21 protein-coding genes, 1 tRNA gene and 1 pseudogene are annotated in these 19654 nt (G+C 48.7%); 3 read left to right on the forward strand and 20 right to left on the reverse strand.

Features of this window, described 5'->3' with window-relative positions; translation table 11 throughout:
- Positions 1-6 precede the first annotated feature (6 nt).
- From flgK to Q9O24_09965, 11 genes and pseudogenes are all read right to left on the reverse strand, one after another.
- Positions 7-1884 (reverse strand): flagellar hook-associated protein FlgK, encoded by a 1878-nt coding sequence (flgK, locus tag Q9O24_09915; GenBank protein MDQ7075445.1) that lies wholly within the window; start codon positions 1882-1884, stop codon positions 7-9.
- Between the two features lie 30 nt (positions 1885-1914).
- Positions 1915-2847 carry a flagellar assembly peptidoglycan hydrolase FlgJ gene (flgJ, locus tag Q9O24_09920; GenBank protein ID MDQ7075446.1) on the reverse strand — a complete coding sequence of 311 codons (933 nt, stop codon included), beginning with the start codon at positions 2845-2847 and terminating at the stop codon, positions 1915-1917.
- Between the two features lie 10 nt (positions 2848-2857).
- Positions 2858-3935 (reverse strand): annotated as a pseudogene (locus Q9O24_09925) (flagellar basal body P-ring protein FlgI).
- A 45-nt stretch (positions 3936-3980) separates the two neighbouring features.
- Complete coding sequence (locus tag Q9O24_09930) at positions 3981-4670, reverse strand: flagellar basal body L-ring protein FlgH (GenBank protein ID MDQ7075447.1); 690 nt, start codon at positions 4668-4670, stop codon at positions 3981-3983.
- Between the two features lie 32 nt (positions 4671-4702).
- Positions 4703-5488: a flagellar basal-body rod protein FlgG gene (gene flgG / locus Q9O24_09935; protein MDQ7075448.1), complete on the reverse strand. Its 786-nt coding sequence runs from the start codon at positions 5486-5488 to the stop codon at positions 4703-4705.
- A 23-nt stretch (positions 5489-5511) separates the two neighbouring features.
- A complete protein-coding gene (flgF, locus tag Q9O24_09940) occupies positions 5512-6252 on the reverse strand; it encodes a flagellar basal-body rod protein FlgF (protein MDQ7075449.1) in 741 nt (246 codons plus the stop codon).
- 13 nt (positions 6253-6265) lie between these two features.
- Positions 6266-7495 (reverse strand): flagellar hook protein FlgE, encoded by a 1230-nt coding sequence (gene flgE, locus Q9O24_09945; protein MDQ7075450.1) that lies wholly within the window; start codon positions 7493-7495, stop codon positions 6266-6268.
- Positions 7496-7513: 18 nt separating this feature from the next.
- A complete protein-coding gene (locus tag Q9O24_09950; protein MDQ7075451.1) occupies positions 7514-8194 on the reverse strand; it encodes a flagellar hook assembly protein FlgD in 681 nt (226 codons plus the stop codon).
- Between the two features lie 18 nt (positions 8195-8212).
- Complete coding sequence (flgC, locus tag Q9O24_09955) at positions 8213-8623, reverse strand: flagellar basal body rod protein FlgC (protein MDQ7075452.1); 411 nt, start codon at positions 8621-8623, stop codon at positions 8213-8215.
- 2 nt (positions 8624-8625) lie between these two features.
- Complete coding sequence (gene flgB / locus Q9O24_09960) at positions 8626-9021, reverse strand: flagellar basal body rod protein FlgB (protein ID MDQ7075453.1); 396 nt, start codon at positions 9019-9021, stop codon at positions 8626-8628.
- Between the two features lie 58 nt (positions 9022-9079).
- Complete coding sequence (locus Q9O24_09965; GenBank protein ID MDQ7075454.1) at positions 9080-10021, reverse strand: chemotaxis protein; 942 nt, start codon at positions 10019-10021, stop codon at positions 9080-9082.
- 192 nt (positions 10022-10213) lie between these two features.
- Here Q9O24_09965 and flgA point away from each other — a divergent pair, with 192 nt between their 5' ends.
- The 3 genes from flgA (at position 10214) to Q9O24_09980 (ending at position 11869) form a co-directional block, all read left to right on the forward strand.
- Positions 10214-10960 (forward strand): flagellar basal body P-ring formation chaperone FlgA, encoded by a 747-nt coding sequence (gene flgA / locus Q9O24_09970; GenBank protein ID MDQ7075455.1) that lies wholly within the window; start codon positions 10214-10216, stop codon positions 10958-10960.
- A gap of 94 nt (positions 10961-11054) precedes the next feature.
- Positions 11055-11372 carry a flagellar biosynthesis anti-sigma factor FlgM gene (flgM, locus tag Q9O24_09975; GenBank protein ID MDQ7075456.1) on the forward strand — a complete coding sequence of 106 codons (318 nt, stop codon included), beginning with the start codon at positions 11055-11057 and terminating at the stop codon, positions 11370-11372.
- Complete coding sequence (locus Q9O24_09980; GenBank protein MDQ7075457.1) at positions 11372-11869, forward strand: flagellar protein FlgN; 498 nt, start codon at positions 11372-11374, stop codon at positions 11867-11869. Before flgM ends, Q9O24_09980 begins: the two co-directional genes overlap by 1 nt.
- On the opposite strand, the gene Q9O24_09985 is transcribed toward Q9O24_09980, so the two are convergent.
- From Q9O24_09985 to Q9O24_10025, 9 genes are all read right to left on the reverse strand, one after another.
- Positions 11870-12085, reverse strand: coding sequence for a hypothetical protein (locus Q9O24_09985; GenBank protein MDQ7075458.1), 216 nt, complete (start codon positions 12083-12085; stop codon positions 11870-11872).
- Positions 12086-12106: 21 nt separating this feature from the next.
- Positions 12107-12182 (reverse strand) — tRNA-Ala (locus Q9O24_09990).
- Positions 12183-12205: 23 nt separating this feature from the next.
- Positions 12206-12997 carry a 3-deoxy-manno-octulosonate cytidylyltransferase gene (kdsB, locus tag Q9O24_09995; protein MDQ7075459.1) on the reverse strand — a complete coding sequence of 264 codons (792 nt, stop codon included), beginning with the start codon at positions 12995-12997 and terminating at the stop codon, positions 12206-12208.
- 4 nt (positions 12998-13001) lie between these two features.
- Positions 13002-13193, reverse strand: a complete 192-nt coding sequence (locus tag Q9O24_10000; protein ID MDQ7075460.1) for a Trm112 family protein — start codon at positions 13191-13193, stop codon at positions 13002-13004.
- On the reverse strand, positions 13186-14070 hold the full coding sequence (gene lpxK, locus Q9O24_10005) for a tetraacyldisaccharide 4'-kinase (protein MDQ7075461.1): 885 nt from the start codon (positions 14068-14070) through the stop codon (positions 13186-13188). The genes Q9O24_10000 and lpxK overlap by 8 nt, the downstream gene beginning before the upstream one ends.
- Positions 14071-14168: 98 nt before the next feature.
- Positions 14169-15935, reverse strand: coding sequence for a lipid A export permease/ATP-binding protein MsbA (msbA, locus tag Q9O24_10010; GenBank protein ID MDQ7075462.1), 1767 nt, complete (start codon positions 15933-15935; stop codon positions 14169-14171).
- A 5-nt stretch (positions 15936-15940) separates the two neighbouring features.
- Positions 15941-16354: a biopolymer transporter ExbD gene (locus tag Q9O24_10015; GenBank protein ID MDQ7075463.1), complete on the reverse strand. Its 414-nt coding sequence runs from the start codon at positions 16352-16354 to the stop codon at positions 15941-15943.
- A complete protein-coding gene (locus tag Q9O24_10020; GenBank protein MDQ7075464.1) occupies positions 16351-16986 on the reverse strand; it encodes a MotA/TolQ/ExbB proton channel family protein in 636 nt (211 codons plus the stop codon). Before Q9O24_10020 ends, Q9O24_10015 begins: the two co-directional genes overlap by 4 nt.
- Positions 16987-17051: 65 nt before the next feature.
- A complete protein-coding gene (locus tag Q9O24_10025) occupies positions 17052-19616 on the reverse strand; it encodes a methyl-accepting chemotaxis protein (GenBank protein ID MDQ7075465.1) in 2565 nt (854 codons plus the stop codon).
- Positions 19617-19654: the final 38 nt, after the last annotated feature.

A 19654-nucleotide genomic window follows, 5' to 3' on the forward strand; every position in this document is an offset into this window, starting at 1 on the left:
TTTCTCCTATCGAACCGCATTTAACAGAGTTTGAAACAGACTTTGTGATGTCGAAATCACTTGTGCTGCCGCTTGATAGGCTTTTTGATAACGCACCAAATTAGCCGCCTCTTCATCCAAATTAACCCCCGCCACCGATTCTCTACGAGCCGTCACTTGATCAAACAACGCTTGTTGAGCATCACGATTCATCGCCGACTTACGAGTAACCGACCCCACATTAACCACCAATTCGCTGTACGCTTCTTGAAAACTGCTTGCCCCTTGATTTAAAACACCTTGAGACTGCAAGGCCGAAATGGACAACATGGCGCGATTGTCTGCCGTACCCCCAACATTGCTGCCAATATTAAAACGATCTCCAGCGTTGGCTTGCCCCTGTAGATTAACCTGCCAGCCGTTTAAATTAACATTATCATTACCACTGTACGCCTGCGCTGCGACCAACACCGCTCCCGTAGTGCCATCCAACAGAGAATAACGGGTCGGAGGAGCATCAAAAACCAAAGTCACCGGAGCCAAAAGAGCCGCATTACCCACATCATTAATGCTCAAACCCGACAGACGTGCAGTGCCGCCATTATTAATCTCTGCTGAGGTTTTTAGCGGTGAAGCCGCCGCAATCTCATTGCCGTTTTTTAGCACCGTTGTCAGTGAGGAGGCGGCCTGTTCCAATGGGTTAATTTGAAAACGATCACCGGCCACTGCGGCGTTATTCACAATCGAAACTGTCACGCCATTCAAAACCAGATCAGGCCCAACACCACTCACTTGCGATGCGCCATTGTCACTTGCCAGTGACCAGGCTGCCCCATCGTAAGAGAGCTGATAATTTTGCGTCGTAAGCTGACTCACATCACTGATTTGCACCGCAACGTTGGCGTTGCCCTGATTGTTTCTATTCGCAAGGGCGCTTGGTTGTGCTGTGCTAAAAAAATCACCGCCCAAATTGCCTTGCAGATCCATACCTTGACGGTGCAGTTGATTTACACTCTGCTCGATACCAACGGCAACACGGCCTAAATGGTTTTTCGCCACCGACAACACTTCATTGCGAAAATCCATCAAACCACCCATCTCCCCGCCCCGAATTTGACTGCTGATGTCACTGCTGCCACCAACGCCCTCATAAACCACCACCAGCTCTCTGGCATCCTCTGCCGACGGTTTCGTGGTTAATTTAAAACTTTCCACACCACTGACCAAAGTCTGACCATTACCAATAAACACGTTCACTGTGCCATCGCCGTTATTTGAGGTTTTTACCGCCACTTTATCGGCCAACAGGGTCAGGAGGTGATCCCGTTGATCCAACAAATCTGGTGAAGCACCCTCTGCGCTGCCCATTAATTTTCCATTCAAACCCTGAATGCCTTCTGCCAAACCGTTAATTTCATTTACCAATTCAGACACACGACCATTAAGGTATTGGCCTTGGTCGTTAAACTGACGATCCAAACTTTGAAAACGGCTGCTCAACGCCTCAGATTCACTCAATAAAGCAATACGTGTCGAACTGGCACCAGGGTCACTGGCCACATCTTGCAACGCCGAAAAAAAGTTTTGCAACGCGGGCGTCATACCCCCTTGAGGATCAGCCAAAATGTCATCAATCGTACGCGCCATATCGTTAAAGGTCTGCAAACGGCTGCTCTCAGAACCGGACTGCTGTAATTGACTGCTCCAAAACCCTTCATACACTCTCTGTGCATCACCTCCAAAAACCCCTGAGCCGGTATTTTTGCCACTCACAGCGGCCTGTAATTCAACACTCTGACGGCTGTAACCGGCCGTACTCACATTGGCAATGTTATGTCCCGCCGTTGCCAATGCGCTTTGGTTGGCCAGCACACCCGACAAGCCTATTGATAATAAATCACTCATTACAGTCCCACCTTTTTCATTTTATAGGTATTAACTTTTCGTCTGCATCGAATCTGCTGCAATAAAACGTCCGCGCATAATACGAATTATTTTATGATCGTATTCAGGGTCAGTGGCATATCCAGCTTTTTTTAGCTCATGCAAGTAACGTTCTGCATCGTTGCTGTTAGCCAACGCCATTTTGTAACGCGGCTGTCTTTTGACGAACTGAATGTAATCATCAATGGACTCTTTCACCGAGCCATACGCACGAAACGCAGCCTTTTCAGTGACAAAACGATCCCGTTTAAACTCAACGGTGTTTATCACCACCCGTTCACCCTGCCAACGCTGATCGGCTTTGATACCAAACAGATTAAAGCTGCTCTGACCTGAGGCCTTTTTTGGAATCTTCTGCCCCCAACCGGTTTCCAAAGCCGCTTGGGCAATCAAAACATTGGCATCAATGCCTATTTTTTTCGCAGCGGCAACGGCGTAAGGTCGAAGAGAAGCGACAAATTCCGCCGGTGACTCTGCGGAAAAAGGCCGCTTCAACTCAGCCATTTCAGCCATTGGCCGTGTTGTTATGGGCTGTGCCTGAGGCGCTGTTTTTTCAGCTTGGAAATGACCTCTTTCAGGCACAGAAAAAAGCCTTTTAGACTCTTTAGCCTCTGTTTCGGGAGTGGTAGAGAGCTGCTGTTGCAGCAAATTTGAGATACCAAAACTGCCCCGCGAGGCCATTGTTACCGACAATTGATCATCGAACATCTGTTGGTAAAACTGAGTCGCTTGACTGTCAAAAAGACCTTCGCCACTGCTAACACTGGCATCGCGCATACTTTTTAACATGATCTTGATAAAAAAAGCTTCAAACTGCTGTGAGACTTTTTTTAAGGTTTCCTGTTGACCGCCTGCCGCTCTCGCTTGGTATTTCAAACTGCTCAAAGAACGGTTATCAAAATAAAAGTCACCATTCAGACTCACAATACACTCCTTAAATCACAATCAATTGCGCCTTCAACGCACCCACCTGTTTTAAGGCTTCTAAAATCGCCACCAAATCACCTGGAGCCGCCCCGACCTGATTAACCGCTTTCACAATTTCACTCAAGGTCACCCCAGAATCAAACAAAAACATGCGATTGTTCTCTTGAGTCACTTCAATATCCTCTTTAGGCACCACCACCGTTTCACCTTGAGACAACGCACCAGGCTGGCTGACAATGGGGTTGGAAGTAATGCTGACCGTCATGCCGCCGTGGGTCACCGCTGCCGGAGAAACGGTGACGTGGCTGCCAATCACAATGGTTCCGGTGCGGGAATTAATAATGACTTTTGCCGCAGCTTCCCCAGGCACCACCTCTAAATTTTCTAAAAAAAGAGATAAAACCCACCCGCTGACCGCTCTCTTTTGGCGCTGAAACCCGAATGCTGGCCGCATCCAACGCCACGGCGGTCTTGGCTCCCAAGGTACTGTTTAAGGTATCGGTCAAATGTTTGGCGGTGGTAAAATCAGGTGAGTGCAGCAGCAGTTGAATGTAATCAGTTTGATTTAAAGCGGTTAACACCTCGCGTTCCACCATCGCCCCATTAGGAATACGGCCTACACTGGGAATGTTCAACGTCACACTGGAGCCGTCTTTGCCCTCGACACCAAAGCCCCCCACCACCAAACTGCCTTGAGCAATGGCGTAAATATTACCGTCAACGCCTTTTAAAGCGGTCATTAATAAACTGCCGCCACGCAAACTTTTCGCGTTACCCAAAGATGAGACGGTAATATCAATGCTTTGCCCCACCTTAGAAAACGCGGGCAACTCCGCATGCACAATCACCGCCGCAATGTTTTTCACCTGCGCTTTAACATTCGAGGGTAAGGTGACACCGTACTGACTTAACATCGACTTTAAACTTTGCAGCGCAAAAGGCGCTTGGCTGCTTTGATCTCCCGAGCCATCCAAACCCACCACAATGCCATAACCAATCAATGGATTACTGCGCACGCCCGCAATGGAAGCCAGATCTTTAATCCGTTCTGCTGAGCCGATCGAAGGCAGCAGCGCTACACACATAAAACCGAACAAACCCACTCGCTTCAATACACGCATAATCATTCTCTAAAAAAACCAATATTCACTGGATATGAGACGCGATAACCAGCCTTGACTGTTAGCATCGCCAATGGTGCCGTCGCTGCCGTAATAAATTTTGGCATTGGCCACTTTTATCGAAGCGATGGTGTTGTCAGCACTGACGTCTTGCGGACGCAGCACTCCAGAAAAGCGCACCGATTCAGAACCTTGATTAATACGTATCAACTTTTCCCCTCTCACCCTCAAATTGCCATTGTTTAAAATCTGTACTACCGAAACGGTAATATCACCTTTGAGGCTGTTGCTCTGACTGCTGTCGCCGTTGCCTGAAAAACCTCTCTTGGCCTTCACCCCCGCATCCAATACCGGCAGACCACGATAGTTACCGGCACCGCCAAACAGAGTAGCAACGCCAATGTCAATTTGATCGTTCTTCGAGGTGCTGGTGGAAGCCAAAGTTGAAGCGTTGGTTCTTTCACTCAATAAAATGGTTAAAATATCGCCCACCTGATAGGCTTTATTATCTTTAAAGAGCGAAATCGAACTGTTTTGTCGATAAATAGCACCGTTCAGCAGTGTATTTTTTTTACTCTCTGGCGTGCGATCAATGGTTTCAAATTCAGTAGCCGCAAAGCGTTTTTTTTCATGGCTGGCACACGCACCAATGGACAAGATCAAGACGCTAATAAAAGCGCTTCGAATTAAAAACCACATAATCGACTCACTCCATAAGGGTAATGTAAAATTTATACATTATTATTCAAAAACTTCAACATGCCATCTGCTGCCGAAATGGCTTTTGAATTCATCTCATAAGCACGCTGAGTCTCAATCAAATTCACCATCTCTTCCACCACATTCACATTGGACGTTTCGAGTGAGCCTTGGTTTAAACGACCTATGCCATTAAAACCCGGTGTGCCGGTCTGTGCTCCACCACTGGCTGCGGTTTCCAAATAGAGATTTTCACCAATGGATTGCAAACCAACGGGATTAACAAAATCCGCCAACTGAATGTTACCCACTTGAATCGGATCACTGTTACCTGGCAACATCACCGACACCGTACCGTCGTCACCGATGGTGATGCTCTGCGCCCCAGATGGAATGGTTATATTGGGTTGCAAAGCGTAACCGCTGGAGGTCACCATCTGACCTTGGTTGTCCAAATTAAAACTGCCATCACGGGAGTAAGCTAAATTGCCATCGGGCATCGCAATCTGAAAAAACCCCCGACCGTTAATCGCCATATCAAAAGAATTATTGGTCTGAACAATATTACCTTGAGTATGCAGCTTTTCCGTCGCTACCAGACGTACACCGGTGCCAATAGACAACCCTGAAGGCAGTTGCGTATCTTGCGAGCTCTGCCCCCCTGCTTGACGTACATTTTGATACAGCAGGTCTTCAAATACCGCTCGGCTGCGTTTAAAGCCGGTGGTGTTCACATTAGCTAAGTTATTCGACACCACCGACATTTTTGCCTGCTGTGCATCCAAACCTGTTTTTGCCACCCAAAGTGCAGGGTTCATAGGTGCTCCTTTTTTAGTCTCTTTTAGCCCATACGCAACAAGCGAGCCGAAGCAGCGTCGTTATCTTGAGCGGCTTTCATTAATTTAATCTGCGCCTCAAATGCACGAGAATATTCGATTAAATTAACCATCGCTTCAATGGCGTTGACATTACTCGATTCCAACGTGCCACTGCTCAACCGCACGCGGGCATCGGCCTCCAACAACTCCCCTGATCTTGGGTGAAACAGCGCATCATTGCCCTTATACAGCTCACCCTCATTGGGCTGCACCAATTTAATCCGATCAATTAACACCATTGAGGTTGCCGGTTGCCCCAAAGGTTGAATGCTGATACTGCCATCCGCCGCAATCAGCACATTGTCGTGGGGCGGTAAACTGATCGGCCCACCCTCTCCCAATATCAATTCACCAGAACCGTTACGCAACAAGCCATTGCTGTCCAAACGCAGATCACCACGGCGACTGTAGGCCTCTTCACCTTGGTCTGATTCCACTGCCATCCAACCTTTACCCGTAATGGCCACATCCAAAGCCCGCCCTGTGGACTGAAGATCCCCAGCTTGAAAATCAGCACCGGCTCGCTCCGTTTCCGCATAAACACGGCTGGGCTGACCTGGGCCGTAAACGGGCAGCTGTTTAAAATAATCAATATCAGACTTAAAACCGGTGGTATTTAGATTGGCCAAATTATTACTGTTACTGGTCTGCGCTAACATAATATTTTTAGCGCCGCTCATCGCCACATAAAGCACACGATCCATAAATCACTCCAGCCTAAATGTTCATAATCGTTTGCGTCAGCGAACTGGAGGTCTCAATCGCCTTAGCATTGGCCTGAAAATTACGTTGCGCGGTAATCAATTTAACCAATTGCTGGGTTAAATCCACATTGGAAGCCTCCACCGCGCCACCTTTGACCGCACCGAGACGACCGTTATTGGCCTCACCCGCCATCACCGCACCAGAATCAATCGTTTCCACCCAAGCACTGTTACCCACAGACTGCAATCCCTGAGGATTACGAAAATCAGCCAAGGCTACTTTCCCCAAGGGACGACTTTCTCCGTTACTAAAATTGGCCTGCACTAAACCATCCTCAGAAATACTCATACCACTCAATGAACCAGTGGTATTGCCATCTTGCGCCAAACTCAGAACCGCAAATGCAGAAGAAAATTGGGTGCTGCCACTGTAATTGCTGCTCAAAGTCAAAGGGTCGGCACCGTTGGACAAAGGAAAACCGGCAAACGAAACAGCACCGCCTACAGGCGCAGTTAAAGCCCCTGTAGGGTCAAACTGCAAGGTCTCACTGCCATTTGCGGTTAAAGCAGCACCATCCAAAAAACTGCGACTCTCCCAGCTGTTATTTACCGCACTGGTTTTAAAAAAATAATTGGTCATTACATGGGTATTACCCAAAGAGTCATACACCGTCGCCGAAGTTGAGTGGTTATAGGTGGTGGCATTCAATGGATCAAATCCCGCCACAGGCAATACCGGAGCAGTCGCCGGAAAATTAGCCGACAATGAGATAGAAGTCGTCGCCGTTGGCGCACCGAACTCTTCTGGGATCAACAGCGGCCCTGCTGAGGAAAGATTAGAAGAAGAGACCGTGCCATCGGGGTTAACCGGAAAAGCCTGCATAAATTGGCCGGAGCTATTAACCACATAACCGTCCTGATTGACATGAAACCCTCCGGCGCGGGTATACACTCGATCAGCACCATCGGGCGTATTTGATGCCACAAAAAAGCCGCGTCCACTGATGGCCAAGTCCAAACTGTTGTTGGTGAATTCCAAATTACCCTGACTGAAATTTTGATTCACCGCAGCCAGCTGAGCACCGGAGCCAATGTTGCTGGCACCGGTTGCGCTGAACACATCGGAAAATTCCGTACGCGAGCCTTTAAAACCAATCGAACCCACATTGGCAATGTTATTACTGGTTACACTCAGATCTGAGGCAGCAGCATTTAAACCACTCAACGATGTATTAAATGACATTTTTCACGCTCCAAAAAATTACTGAATTCGTTTGGCTTGGCTCAAGGGCAACAGACCCATGCCTTCCAAATCCAACATAACCTCACCACCACCGTTGGCCATCGTCACACTGTTTACCCGTGCGGTGGCAAAGGTTGGGTAACTCTGTGTCAGCCCATTTTGCTGGCCTTCTGCCACCACGCTGTATTCACCCAATGGCGCCGTGGATCCATTTGCGGTGAAACCATCCCAGTGGTATTTCAATAGGCCGCCACCGTCATTAACCACCGATACGCTCTGCACCAACTGACCCGCTGCATCGTAAATATTTACCTTTATGTTCTGCGCTGCACTGCCAGCCCCAATCTCACCGCGCATTCCAACGTCCACTTGCAGACTGTTTCGATCACTGCTGACCAATACATCTCGACCGATCAGGCTGGCCGCTTGCAAGGTCTGATTGGACTGCAAAACCGAACTCACCTCAGAAAAAGAGTCTTGCAAACCTTGAATGCCATTAACCGTACCAAACTGAGCCATCTGCCCCAAAAATGCGCTGTTATCCATCGGTGAAAACGGATCTTGATTTTTCATCTGGGTGGTCATTAACTCTAAAAAAGCATCCTGACCCAGCTCTTTTGCACTGCCATTGTCTGTTTGGGCTGCGCTGCTCAAACCGGCCTGCTCATAAATCGTTGTTGCATTACTTATTGCCACCATCACTCATCTCCTAAACGTTTATTCACCTAACATCAACGTGCGTAACAGCAATTTTTTGGAGGTATCCAAAACATCAATGTTATTTTGATACGAGCGTGAGCTGGAAATCATATTGGCCATCTCCTCCACTCGATTCACATTGCTCGCATAGACATTTCCCTCGCCATCGGCCAAGGGGTGATCCGGAGCGTAACGCACATCAACAGGCGCATGGCTCTCCACCACCCCACGCACCTGTACGGCAACCGAAGGATTATTTTTCACCCCATTTAAAACCGCCTGAAAAATAGGTGCGCGAGCATGATATGCCTCCTTTGCAGAGCCACTGACCGTATCGGCATTGGCCAAATTACTGGCGGTGATGTTCAAGCGCAGAGATTGCGCACTCATGGCGGAACCCGCCACATCAAAAACAGAAAATAGAGACATAATCAATTGCCCTTAATGGCCGTTAACAGGCCTTTGAATTTACCGCCAAGCAATTGCAGAGTGGCTTGATAACGAACCGAATTTTCCGAAAAGGCCGCTTTTTCCAATTGAGGATCCACCGTATTGCCATCCAAAGAGGCCTGATTCGGATTACGATATTGCAACACCGTAGAAAACGAACGGTTGGAAGCAGTGATATGCCGTGGATTGTTGTGCGACAGTGGCAATGGAGACGCCTGCTGTGATTGTGATAATATTGATCTGAAATCAATATCTTTGGCTTTGTAATTCGGTGTGTCCGCATTGGCGATATTAGAAGCTAAGATCACCGTACGCTGCGAACGCAAATAGAGCGCTTTCTCATGCACTCCTAATACTTTATCAAAGTTGAACCCCATTTCAGCTCCTTGTCACTGTAATAACAATGCAGGGGCAGTATGTATGCCAACAAGGAATTCAACTCATCTCTTGCAACGCTTTCATATTTTTAATAATCGATTTAGCCAAGGCATCGGAACTGAATTTAGAGATAAATTCATCAGCGCCCACTTTACTCACCATCGACTGGTTAAATCCGCCACTTAATGAGGTGTGCAAAATGACTTTTAGATGCTTTAGATCGTCGTTTTTACGGATGTTTCGAGTTAAAGTATAACCGTCCATTTTTGGCATTTCGATATCTGAAATAATCATTGCCAAACGTTCAAACTCAGGATCAGCGTTGCTCGCCCAGCCACTCAACAACGTCAGTGCTTCTTCACCGTCCAATGCCAACACCGTTTCACAACCAATTTGCTCTACGGTGCGTTTGATCTGGTTGCGTGCCACCACCGAGTCATCAACGATCAAGATCAGCTTTTTCTCACAGTGATCCAAACAATCCGATTGAATGTACTTATCGGAGAGAGACTCATCTGTACCGATCACCTCGGATAAAACCCGCTCCACATCAATGATCTCAATCATCTCACCGTCAATTTTAGTCACCGCCGTTAAATAACTGGAGTTGATTCCTCCCTTAGGCAAGGGCAAGATATCCTTCCAACTCTGGTTGACAATACGATCCACCGCAGAAACCAAAAAACCCTGCATATTATTATTATATTCAGTAATAATTAGGAAGGATGACTTCTGCTCATCCATATTCATCGCACGTAAACCGATAGAGAAACTCAAATCCATCACTGACATGGTGGTGCCTCGAATGTGCGCCATGCCTCGAATCACTGGATGAGCTTTGGGGATCACAGTCAAAGGTGGGCATTGAATCACCTCCCGCACTTTGAACACGTTGATACCAAAACATTGCTTACCAGAGAGACGAAACAACAGCAGCTCCATTCTGTTTTGCCCTGCCAGCTGCGTACGGGTATCTACAGAAGCGATAAATCCAGCCATATAAAAAATTTCCGTTAATGTCTTGACACCAAAATGATCCTGAGACCTTGAACCTATTATTATTTGAGCAATAAACAATCCAGCTCAAACACAACAACTTGATCTGGAACAGCTATTGCTTGGTAACAATACAAGGCTATTTTAAACAGCCAACCAAAACAAATAAGACATTATTTATCAAGTAGTTAGAAAATGAATTCAATAACCGTCAAATTTTCACCACTCAATATCAAGTCTTTCATAGGCTGGTTAAGGGTCACTCTATTCGCCTCTGTGCTGTTTCACAGTCCCAATATATTTGCGGTTAATCAAACACTATCTTTAGAGATAGAGCACGAAATCATAAAATTTATTCAAAAAAACAGCAGGCTATCTGCAACCAACCTTGAAATCGAAGTCAATACATTAGATCAAAACCTGAAACTAAAACCCTGCGATAAAAAAATAGAAGTTGCCTATGCAGGTAAACAGAACAATACCGGCAGAGTGCTGCTTAAAGTACATTGCTCTGCTCCACATCGCTGGAAAATTTATTTAAGCGCCAAAATAGACTACAAAGTCACAGTCCTCATGACTCGTCGCTCTTTACCTAAAAACAGTATTTTGACTTCAAAAGACATCAACATAACCGAGCAAAAATTATCAAACCTACCTCGCGGTTATTATTCAAGTCTAAGTGAATTGAACGGATTACAAACCAAACGAATCTTACGAAAAAATCAAATCATCTCACCGTATCAACTGACAAAACAGGATCTGATTAAATCAGGAGATACAATTTTACTGATTGCTCAACGGGCGGGAATTAGGGTTAGCATGCAAGGACGTGCGCTAAACAAAGGTGCAAATGGTGATAAAATTCGAGTTAAAAACAGCAGTTCTGGACGTATTATAGAAGCCACGGTGATTCGAAATGGTGTTGCATCGGTTGTTTATTAATATGAACACGATGACTGTTTGCTCAATATGAGCAAATTTCAGCCGTTACAAGACCGTGATTCTTAATTACCCCACTCTATTGGAGCAACCTAACATGTCTTACACAGTCCCCAGCCTTACAAACAACCGTACTGCTACTCTACCCAGCAATTCACAGACCAATAACGAATCCAGCAGTGGCAACAGCAAAATAACCGCCATCCAACCTACCACCAAAACCGATGTGCTTACTCTCAGCCAAACCGCCAAAAGCCTCAACAGCAACGAGCAACTTCTCTCTGCCAAACCAGAAATAGATCTAGAAAAAGTCGCCAGTATCAAACACGCATTGGCCAATGGAACCTACCCCTTGGATGCCGAAAAAGTGGCTGCCAAGTTCATAGAAATAGAAGGTCTTTTAGGAAAACTGTAATGCACAACCACGCAGCCCAAATTCAAGATGAAAACCTATACCGCATTCTTGGCAAAGAGTACGATACCAGTCGGCAATTGCTGAGTTGCCTAGAAAAAGTCTCTGTGGCGCTGAAAAGCGGCGATATGGAGCCGCTTTCCGACCTGATTCAGGCTGAAAATCGCCTCAGCCAACAACTGGAACATCTCTCCGATAAACATCGACGTCTCATCAGCAAAGAAGGTTACGCTTTTAGTAATAAAGGCATGAACGATTATCTGCGTGACAAACAAGCCCCCACAGCAGTCAAAGAGGAGTGGCGCACAACCGTAGAGCTACTGGCAAAATGTGAGCATGAGAACCAACAAAATGCACTCCATACCCATCAACAGAAAAATTTAATCGAAGACGCACTACGCGTGCTGCAAGACAATTCTGATGCACCACACATCATCTACAACGCTCAGGGCAAGTCACAACTGAATGAGTGGAGAAAAAGAACCTTAGGCAATGCCTAATTATTTAGAAGAGGAGTTATTATCGTCATCGGATTTACCGAACAAAAACGAGGTCATGCTGCCCATAAACAACAGCAACATGCCGTACGGAGTTAGAGCAAGGATATTAACACCCCAGCTGTCTGGATAAAGAAACAGAACGCTAAAACCGACAACAAAACCAAAAACCGTCACAAACAAACCGATATAGGTCATTAAACGCCCTATCAGATCCATAACGACGATCTCAAAATGAAGTGGTGGAGCTAGGCGGGATCGAACCGCCGACCTCTTGCGTGCCACGCAAGCGCTCTCCCAGCTGAGCTATAGCCCCACAAATGTGGAAGAGCGCGCAGTCTAAGTGGAGGAGACTTCGCTGTCAATAGGATTTTTCCCCACTGCCAACAGCGCCTCCACTTGACGTAGATCCGCCTCTGTATCAATGCCATGTCCTGGCACCAACAAAGACTCACCGCAATGGATTTTCACCCCATTCCAGAGCGCACGAAGCTGCTCCAAAGACTCCAACTGCTCCAACTCACACAATTCCATATCACGATAGGCATGTAGAAAACCAACCCGATACGCATAGAGACCAATGTGGCGAAAGGCCGTATTCACCGAAGTGCTCTCTAACTCCAGAGCATCCCGCTCCCACGGAATCGGCGCACGACTGAAATAAAGCGCGTAATCCTGACGATCTCGCACCACCTTCACTACATGAGGGTCGTGCAGCTCACTGGCACTGTGAATCGGCCAACAGAGCGTAGCGATGCCTGCTTGCGGATGTTGATGCAGATTAAGCGCCACCTGATTGAGAATCTCCGGCGGAGTCAGAGGTTCATCGCCTTGCAAATTGACCACCAGCGTCTCATCAGGCCAAGCGAGTTGTTGTGCCACCTCCGCAATGCGGTCGGTGCCCGAACGGTGCAGATTCGAAGTCATGCAGACCTTCGCGCCCAATTCCTCGGCCAGCCGATAAATACGCTCATCGTCCGTGGCAATCACCACCTCACTGGCCTCGCTTTTTAGCGCCTGTTCGTAAACGTAGGTCAACATCGGTTTGCCTGCCAACAGCGCCAACGGTTTACCCGGCAGACGGCTAGAAGCGTAACGGGCTGGAATCACAATACGAAAATCACAACTCATGATTCTAACTCCGCAAGCCCTCAACCTCCTCCAGCGTCAATTTGCGCGCCTCCTCTTCCAACATCACCGGCACATCGTCGCGCACCGGATACGCCAACGCATCGGCTTTGCAAATCAACTCCGCCGCTTTTTTATCGTACATCAGCGGGCTTTTGCACAACGGGCAAACCAAAATATCAAGCAGACGTTTATCCATCACATTTCCTTTTCACTGCCGCCAAAAACGACGTTATAAACGGTTGATCCAACTCTGCCGTAACCGGCAGATAATACATGTTCTGTGGTGTTTGCAAAGCCTGACACTTCACCGCGTCTTTTTCCGTCATGATCACCGCGAAATCGTCTTCAAAGTACAGATCCTCCGCTTGCAAAGCGTAATGATCCGGCAGAGGGTGTTCTATCACCTGCAGCCCTACGGCACGCAACTGGGCAAAAAAACGTGCGGGATTACCAATGGCCGCCACCCCATGCACCTGCTGACCGATAAAATCAGCCAACGGGCGAGAAGCCGCATCAGAGAGGCAAACCAATCGCTCACCGCGCAGATCAAAGCCCAGCTCATCACGGTCACGAGCGCCGTTAATCAAAACCCAATCCACCGAATTTAAACGCGCGGGCGACTCTCGCAACGGACCTGATGGCAAGCGCCAACCGTTACCCAAGCGCCGCTCACCGTCCAGCACCGCAATCTCAAAATCTCGCTGCAAAGCGTAATGCTGTAAACCGTCATCGCACAAAATCAGATCACATTCCGCTTGCGCCAACAGATGCAGCCCCACCTCGTAACGCTGCGGCCCCACCGACATCGGGCAACCGCTGCGACGCACAATCAACAGCGGTTCATCCCCCACCCAGCTTGCCTCACTGCCAGCCGAAACGCTCTGTGGCCAACAATCGGCATCACCGCCATAACCACGGCTGATGATCCCCACCCGATAACCGGCTTGTGTAAGCTCTTTAGCCAAAGCCACCACCAGCGGTGTTTTACCCGTGCCACCCACCGAAATATTACCCACCACCACCAGCGGTACCGGCAATCTGTTTGATTTCAACCACCCCCAGCAGAAAAACACTCTGCGCAGCCAAGCCAATAGGGCAAACAACTGCGACAATGGCCACAAAAGAACAGAGAGCCAACTGCGGCGATACCAGTGCGACTCGATAACCAAAACTACAGAGTCTTTTCAGTAGCGAATTGCAATTGGTGCAGCGCCGCGTACGCGCCCTGTTTCGCCAACAGATCGTGATGACTGCCGCGCTCAACGATCTCACCCGCCTCCATCACCATGATCTGATCGGCGTGTTCAATAGTAGAGAGTCGATGAGCGATCACCAAGGTGGTGCGGTTGTGCAACAACGCCTCTAAACCCGCTTGAACATGGCGTTCAGAATGAGTATCCAGTGCTGAGGTGGCCTCATCCAGAATCAAAATCGGCGCGTTTTTCAAAAAGGCACGAGCAATAGCCAAACGTTGCCGCTGCCCACCGGAAAGCAACACACCGTTCTCGCCCACCTGAGTTTGATAACCATCAGGCAACGCTTCGATAAACTCATCGGCGTGTGCCGCCTTGGCCGCCTGCTGAATCGCCTCCAGACTTGATTCCGCCAGTTTTCCATAGGCGATGTTATTGGCAATGCTGTCATTAAACAGGGTCACATCTTGACCCACATAGGCCAACTGATCCCGCAAGCTGGCCAAACTGACCTCGGTAATGGGCTGATCATCGAGTAAAATATCACCCGCTTGCGGTTCATATAAACGGGTCAGCAAATTGGCCAAAGTAGATTTGCCGCTGCCCGAACGCCCCACAAAGGCCACCGTCTGCCCTGCTTGCATCTCAAAACTGATGCCTTTTAGCACCTCGCCTTTGTCCGCTTGGTAGGCAAAACGCACCTCACGAAAAGCCACCTTGCCGGTGACCTTCTGCAACGCCATCTGGCCTTGATCCGGCTCCGACTCTTGATCCAGCAGCTCAAAAATACTCTGCCCCGCTGCGATGCCTTTTTGCAGCTCTTCATTGACCATCGTCAGCCGTTTCAAGGGCGCAAACAGCATCATCATAGCGATCATAAAGGACATAAAAGTGCCAACAGTAACCTCATCAATCATTCTCTCACGGGTAGCTGCAAAAATAATCGACGCCAACGCCAACGCCGCCAAAGACTGCACCAAAGGCACACTGATGGCGCGGGTTTTAATCATCTTCATCTGTTGCGCGCGATTCTCTTCATTGAGTTTTTCAAAGCGCTCATTCTCGTACTCAGTGCCACCGAAGATCTTCACCACCCGATGGCCCTCAATCGCCTCTTCCACCACATGGGTCACCTGCCCCATAGAGCCTTGAATGCGGTGGCTGATGCGGCGAAAACGGCGCGTAATGGTGCCAAAAATCCAGGCCATAAACGGCCCCACCAGCAAAAAGCCGAGGGTCATATAGGCATTGAGGTAAAACATCCAAGCCAGCAGCCCAAAAATGGTCAAGCTGTCACGAATCAAAACCGTCAAAGAGTTGGTGGCCGCCGAAGAGACGCGCTCCACATTGAAGGTCAGTTTGGAGATCATCTCCCCCGCCGAACTGCGGTCGTAGATCGCCGTCGGCAAGGTGATGAGTTTATGAAACATCTGCTGGCGCAACTGCTTAATGATATGCCAACCCACGTAGGCCATAAAATAGGTGGCAAAAAACCCCGCCACACCACGGGCGACAAAGATCCCCATCAGCACCAGTGGCAACCAAAAAATGACCTCGGGATCCCGCTCAACAAAACTGCCATCCAACAGCGGCTTCATCAAGGCTGCAAAAGCCGTATCCGTAGCGGCATAAACCGCCAGACCCAAAACAGAAACGCCAAAATAACGCCAGCGTCCGGCAACATAAGAGAGCAGACGACGATAGGTATTCAGCCCCTGAGAAGAGGCTGTTTCAGAAGAAGCCACCCACCTTACTCCGAGCTGCGGGTCGTGGCGATGGAGAGACGCACCAAACCGAGCTGCGCCGCCGCATCCATCGCCGTGATCACCGCTTGATGCGGTGTCTGCGCATCAGCACGAATCACCAAAGGTAGGTCTTTATTAGCCGAGGAGAGTTTAGCCAACGCCGAAACCAAAGTACTCAGCTGATTGTTCACCAATTCCTGACCGCCAATAAAGTAGTCTCCAGTGGCATTGATGACGATCTGCAACGGCTGCACTTCAACGAGTGTATTGGCTGTGGCTTCGGGTAATGACACCTTCAACTCCGACTCACGCTGAAAAGTAGTGGATACCATAAAGAAGATCAGCAATAGAAACACCACATCAATCAATGGCGCAATATTGACATCCAGTTCCTCTCGTGGCCGAGACTGGAACTTCATCCCGCATCCCCCGCATCACGGCTACGCTCGCCGTGCATCACCTCCACCAGCTTGATCGCCTCTTGCTCCATCTCAATCACCAACTCATCCACTTTGCCACGGAACAAGCGATAGAACATCAAGCTCGGGATGGCCACAGACAGACCTGCAGCAGTAGTAATCAAAGCTTGAGAAATCCCTCCCGCCAATTCACTTGGATTGCCCACACCGGCACTGGTGATGGTGGTAAAAACGCTGATCATGCCCACCACCGTACCGAGCAAACCCAGTAGCGGCGTAATAGCGGCAATGGTGCCGAGCGCATTGAGAAAGCGTTCCAGCTCGTGCGCCACATGCCGCCCCGCTTCTTCAATACTCTCTTTCATTACCTCACGGCTGTGGTGACGGTTTTGCAGCCCAACAGCCATAATACGCCCCAACAAAGAACCTTGTTGTAACTGGCGAGTAGCCGCACCATCCAGGCTGGTGGTACCATTCCAGAGCTTCCAAATCTGTGCTGCACGGTGCTGCGTTGGCAAGACATTACCAAAGCGCAACGCCCAAAAACGCTCCACCACAATCGCCAAAGCGACCACGGAACAGAGCAGTATTGGCAACATCAACCAACCGCCTGCTTTTACCAATTCAAACACAGCTGCACACCCTCGTTGTGATTCTTAAAATAAGGTCAGCAATGATACTCTGTTTCGCTGCCTTTTTAACACACTTCCAAAGAATCTCGGCGCTCTAACTCCGATTGATCAAGCGACCCCTCACCGCTGCGCAGCTGGAAAAAGCCAATCAACTGTTGCAATTGCACCGACTGACCGCGCATCTCTTCCGCCGTTGCCGCCAACTCTTCCGAGGCCGAGGCGTTCTGCTGAGTCACCTGATCCAACTGCCCCATCGTATTGGCAATCTGCCCTACCCCAACAGACTGAGACTGAGACGAGAGGCTGATCTCCTCCACCAACGTGGCGGTTTTATTGATGCTCGGCACCATCTCTTCCAGCACCGCCCCCGCTTGACGGGCAATATCAACGCTCGAACTGGCCAACGCACCGATTTCCGATGCGGCGGTTTGGCTGCGTTCCGCCAGTTGACGCACTTCGGAAGCCACCACCGCAAACCCTTTGCCGTGTTCACCGGCACGTGCCGCTTCAATGGCCGCATTGAGCGCCAAAATATTAGTCTGAAAAGCGATCTCCGCAATCACCGAGATTTTCTCCTCAATCTGACTCATTGCAGTCACGGTCTCTTTGACCGCCTTACCGCCTTTTTTAGCCGATTCAACCGCCAAAGTAGCAATGCCTCCCGTGGTTTTAGCGTTGTCGGCATTCTGTCTAATCGAGTCGTTCATTCGTTCAACACTGGCCGAGGTCTGCTCCATACTGGCCGCCTGCTCACTTGCACCGTGGCTCAAACTCTGTGCCGTGCTGCTGACCTGTTTCGAGGCATTGGAAATCGCATCGGCATTTTCACGCACATTACCGATCACCTGTGAAAGCCGGTCAATGGTGGTATTGGCGTCTTGTTTTAGCTGTGCAAACACGCCTTGATAATCGGCCTCAATGCGCTGGGTCAAATCCCCTTCCGACAACGCTCGCAACACCCGCATCACATCGCCAATGCCGGTTTCGCTGGTCTGTAAAACGTCGTTAATACCCGTTGCCAAACGCTGATAAAAACCCGACTTATCTTGCACATCAATGCGACGGCTGAAATCACCGGCCACTGCGGCATCCACAATCGCGCTGACCTCTTTTTCCACTTCCGCTTCAGCGGTACGATTGTTCCATTCCGCCACAATCCCCACGCGCTGACCGTCATCATCCAACACGGGGCTTACAATCAAATCCAAATCCAACCCCGCCACCTTAATATTCGACTCAGTGCTGCTGTTCAGGCTCGCCAACAGGGAACGCTGATGGCTTGGGTTACGGTGAAACAAGTCGATGTTTTGCCCCAATAAAAAATCGGGGTTAAAGTTTTTAATCACGGTTTTCAGTTGCGGGGCAATCTCTCTCATCAAGGTACTGGCGGCGTCGTTCATATAGATAATATTCAGATCCGCATTGGTTAACATCACATTGGCAGAGGTGCTGTCCAGCGCTGATTTAATCCGCGCATTGGCCGCCGATATTTCGCGTTCCGATTCAATGCGCTGTTTCAAATTATTCTGCATAATTTGAAACGCCTTCAATAATTGACCGGTTTCATCTTTGGATGACACATTAATCGTAGAACTAAAATCATCATTGGCAATACGGTTGGCCACCGAGACGGCGGCTTTAATCGCTTTGGTAATGCCCGAGGTAACAAAGAAGGCCAGTGATAAACCCACCAACAACGAAACAACAATAACAGCCAACAATAACAAATGGGTACTGCTCACCACCGATTCTACCGTTACACCCACATCATCTAATTCATTCCAAGCGATGGCCTGAATGCGCAATGCAGCATCAGCAATCCTCTCACGCAGGGGGTCTAACACAGCAGAAATCAGTCGATCACGCTCTTTAATCGCAATCACCAAATCTTCAAAATCTGTTCCATAATGATGCAGTTCTTTCTCAATCTGCTCTAACCACTCTCGTCGACGCGGATCGGTAATGGCATCGTCCATCTCATAAAAACCGCTTTCTGTGGCCAGCATTTCCATCCGAAATCGCTCTGCATCTTGCCCAAGATGACTCACCACATAATGCTCTAGAAAAACACTGGCGTTCATAAAAGACTTTAGGGACACCAAAGCCGCCTCAGCCACCACCATTTTTTTATCGACAAAGGCCATCTCAGCAATATCAATTAATAATTTTTCCGTTTCAGGGCCGTGTTGCTGCAACAGTTGTTGCAACAGATCACGCTGCTGATTCATCTGTGGCACCACCTGTTGTAAAAAAATACGATTGTATTGCTGATCTTGAGACAACAATAAAGCAACCACTTTTTTCTCTTCGTCACTCTCCACCAACGCGGTTAAACGCTCGCCAATCTCCTCGCTACTCATCTGTAAAACCTCGAAACGCCCCGCATCAAACGGATCACCGGTGCGCAAATACGTCTCTACCACGGTCTCTTTTTTCAATAAATTATGCAACAGCGCCGTGGCCTCATTCGCCTCGGGCACCAACACCGTGGTCAACAGGGATACATCCTCACCTATCGTATTGAGCTTCCACCACGTCACCCCACCCGAGAGCAGCAGAAACAGCGCCACCACAGCAGGCAACGCCATAATTTTGCTGGCCAATTTCATATCCATCATTTTTAACAACATGGTTCAACTCCAAAACCAACATGAATCATCTCATTCAC

The sequence above is a fragment of the Gammaproteobacteria bacterium genome (genome assembly GCA_030949385.1).
Classification (GTDB): Bacteria; Pseudomonadota; Gammaproteobacteria; order JAUZRS01; family JAUZRS01; genus JAUZRS01.

Coding starts and splice junctions, on each gene's coding strand:
- flgF (MDQ7075449.1), bottom strand. CDS start 6,252: ATGGATCGTGTGCTTTATGTGGCGATGAGCGGCGCTAAAAATATTATG.
- kdsB (MDQ7075459.1), bottom strand. CDS start 12,997: ATGAGTTGTGATTTTCGTATTGTGATTCCAGCCCGTTACGCTTCTAGC.
- Q9O24_09965 (MDQ7075454.1), bottom strand. CDS start 10,021: ATGGCTGGATTTATCGCTTCTGTAGATACCCGTACGCAGCTGGCAGGG.
- Q9O24_10025 (MDQ7075465.1), bottom strand. CDS start 19,616: ATGTTGTTAAAAATGATGGATATGAAATTGGCCAGCAAAATTATGGCG.
- Q9O24_09930 (MDQ7075447.1), bottom strand. CDS start 4,670: ATGTGGTTTTTAATTCGAAGCGCTTTTATTAGCGTCTTGATCTTGTCC.
- flgG (MDQ7075448.1), bottom strand. CDS start 5,488: ATGAACCCTGCACTTTGGGTGGCAAAAACAGGTTTGGATGCACAGCAG.
- flgM (MDQ7075456.1), top strand. CDS start 11,055: ATGTCTTACACAGTCCCCAGCCTTACAAACAACCGTACTGCTACTCTA.
- Q9O24_09950 (MDQ7075451.1), bottom strand. CDS start 8,194: ATGGTGGCAATAAGTAATGCAACAACGATTTATGAGCAGGCCGGTTTG.
- flgC (MDQ7075452.1), bottom strand. CDS start 8,623: ATGTCTCTATTTTCTGTTTTTGATGTGGCGGGTTCCGCCATGAGTGCG.
- Q9O24_09980 (MDQ7075457.1), top strand. CDS start 11,372: ATGCACAACCACGCAGCCCAAATTCAAGATGAAAACCTATACCGCATT.
- flgK (MDQ7075445.1), bottom strand. CDS start 1,884: ATGAGTGATTTATTATCAATAGGCTTGTCGGGTGTGCTGGCCAACCAA.
- Q9O24_10015 (MDQ7075463.1), bottom strand. CDS start 16,354: ATGAAGTTCCAGTCTCGGCCACGAGAGGAACTGGATGTCAATATTGCG.
- flgA (MDQ7075455.1), top strand. CDS start 10,214: ATGAATTCAATAACCGTCAAATTTTCACCACTCAATATCAAGTCTTTC.
- Q9O24_09985 (MDQ7075458.1), bottom strand. CDS start 12,085: ATGGATCTGATAGGGCGTTTAATGACCTATATCGGTTTGTTTGTGACG.
- flgB (MDQ7075453.1), bottom strand. CDS start 9,021: ATGGGGTTCAACTTTGATAAAGTATTAGGAGTGCATGAGAAAGCGCTC.
- Q9O24_10000 (MDQ7075460.1), bottom strand. CDS start 13,193: ATGGATAAACGTCTGCTTGATATTTTGGTTTGCCCGTTGTGCAAAAGC.
- flgE (MDQ7075450.1), bottom strand. CDS start 7,495: ATGTCATTTAATACATCGTTGAGTGGTTTAAATGCTGCTGCCTCAGAT.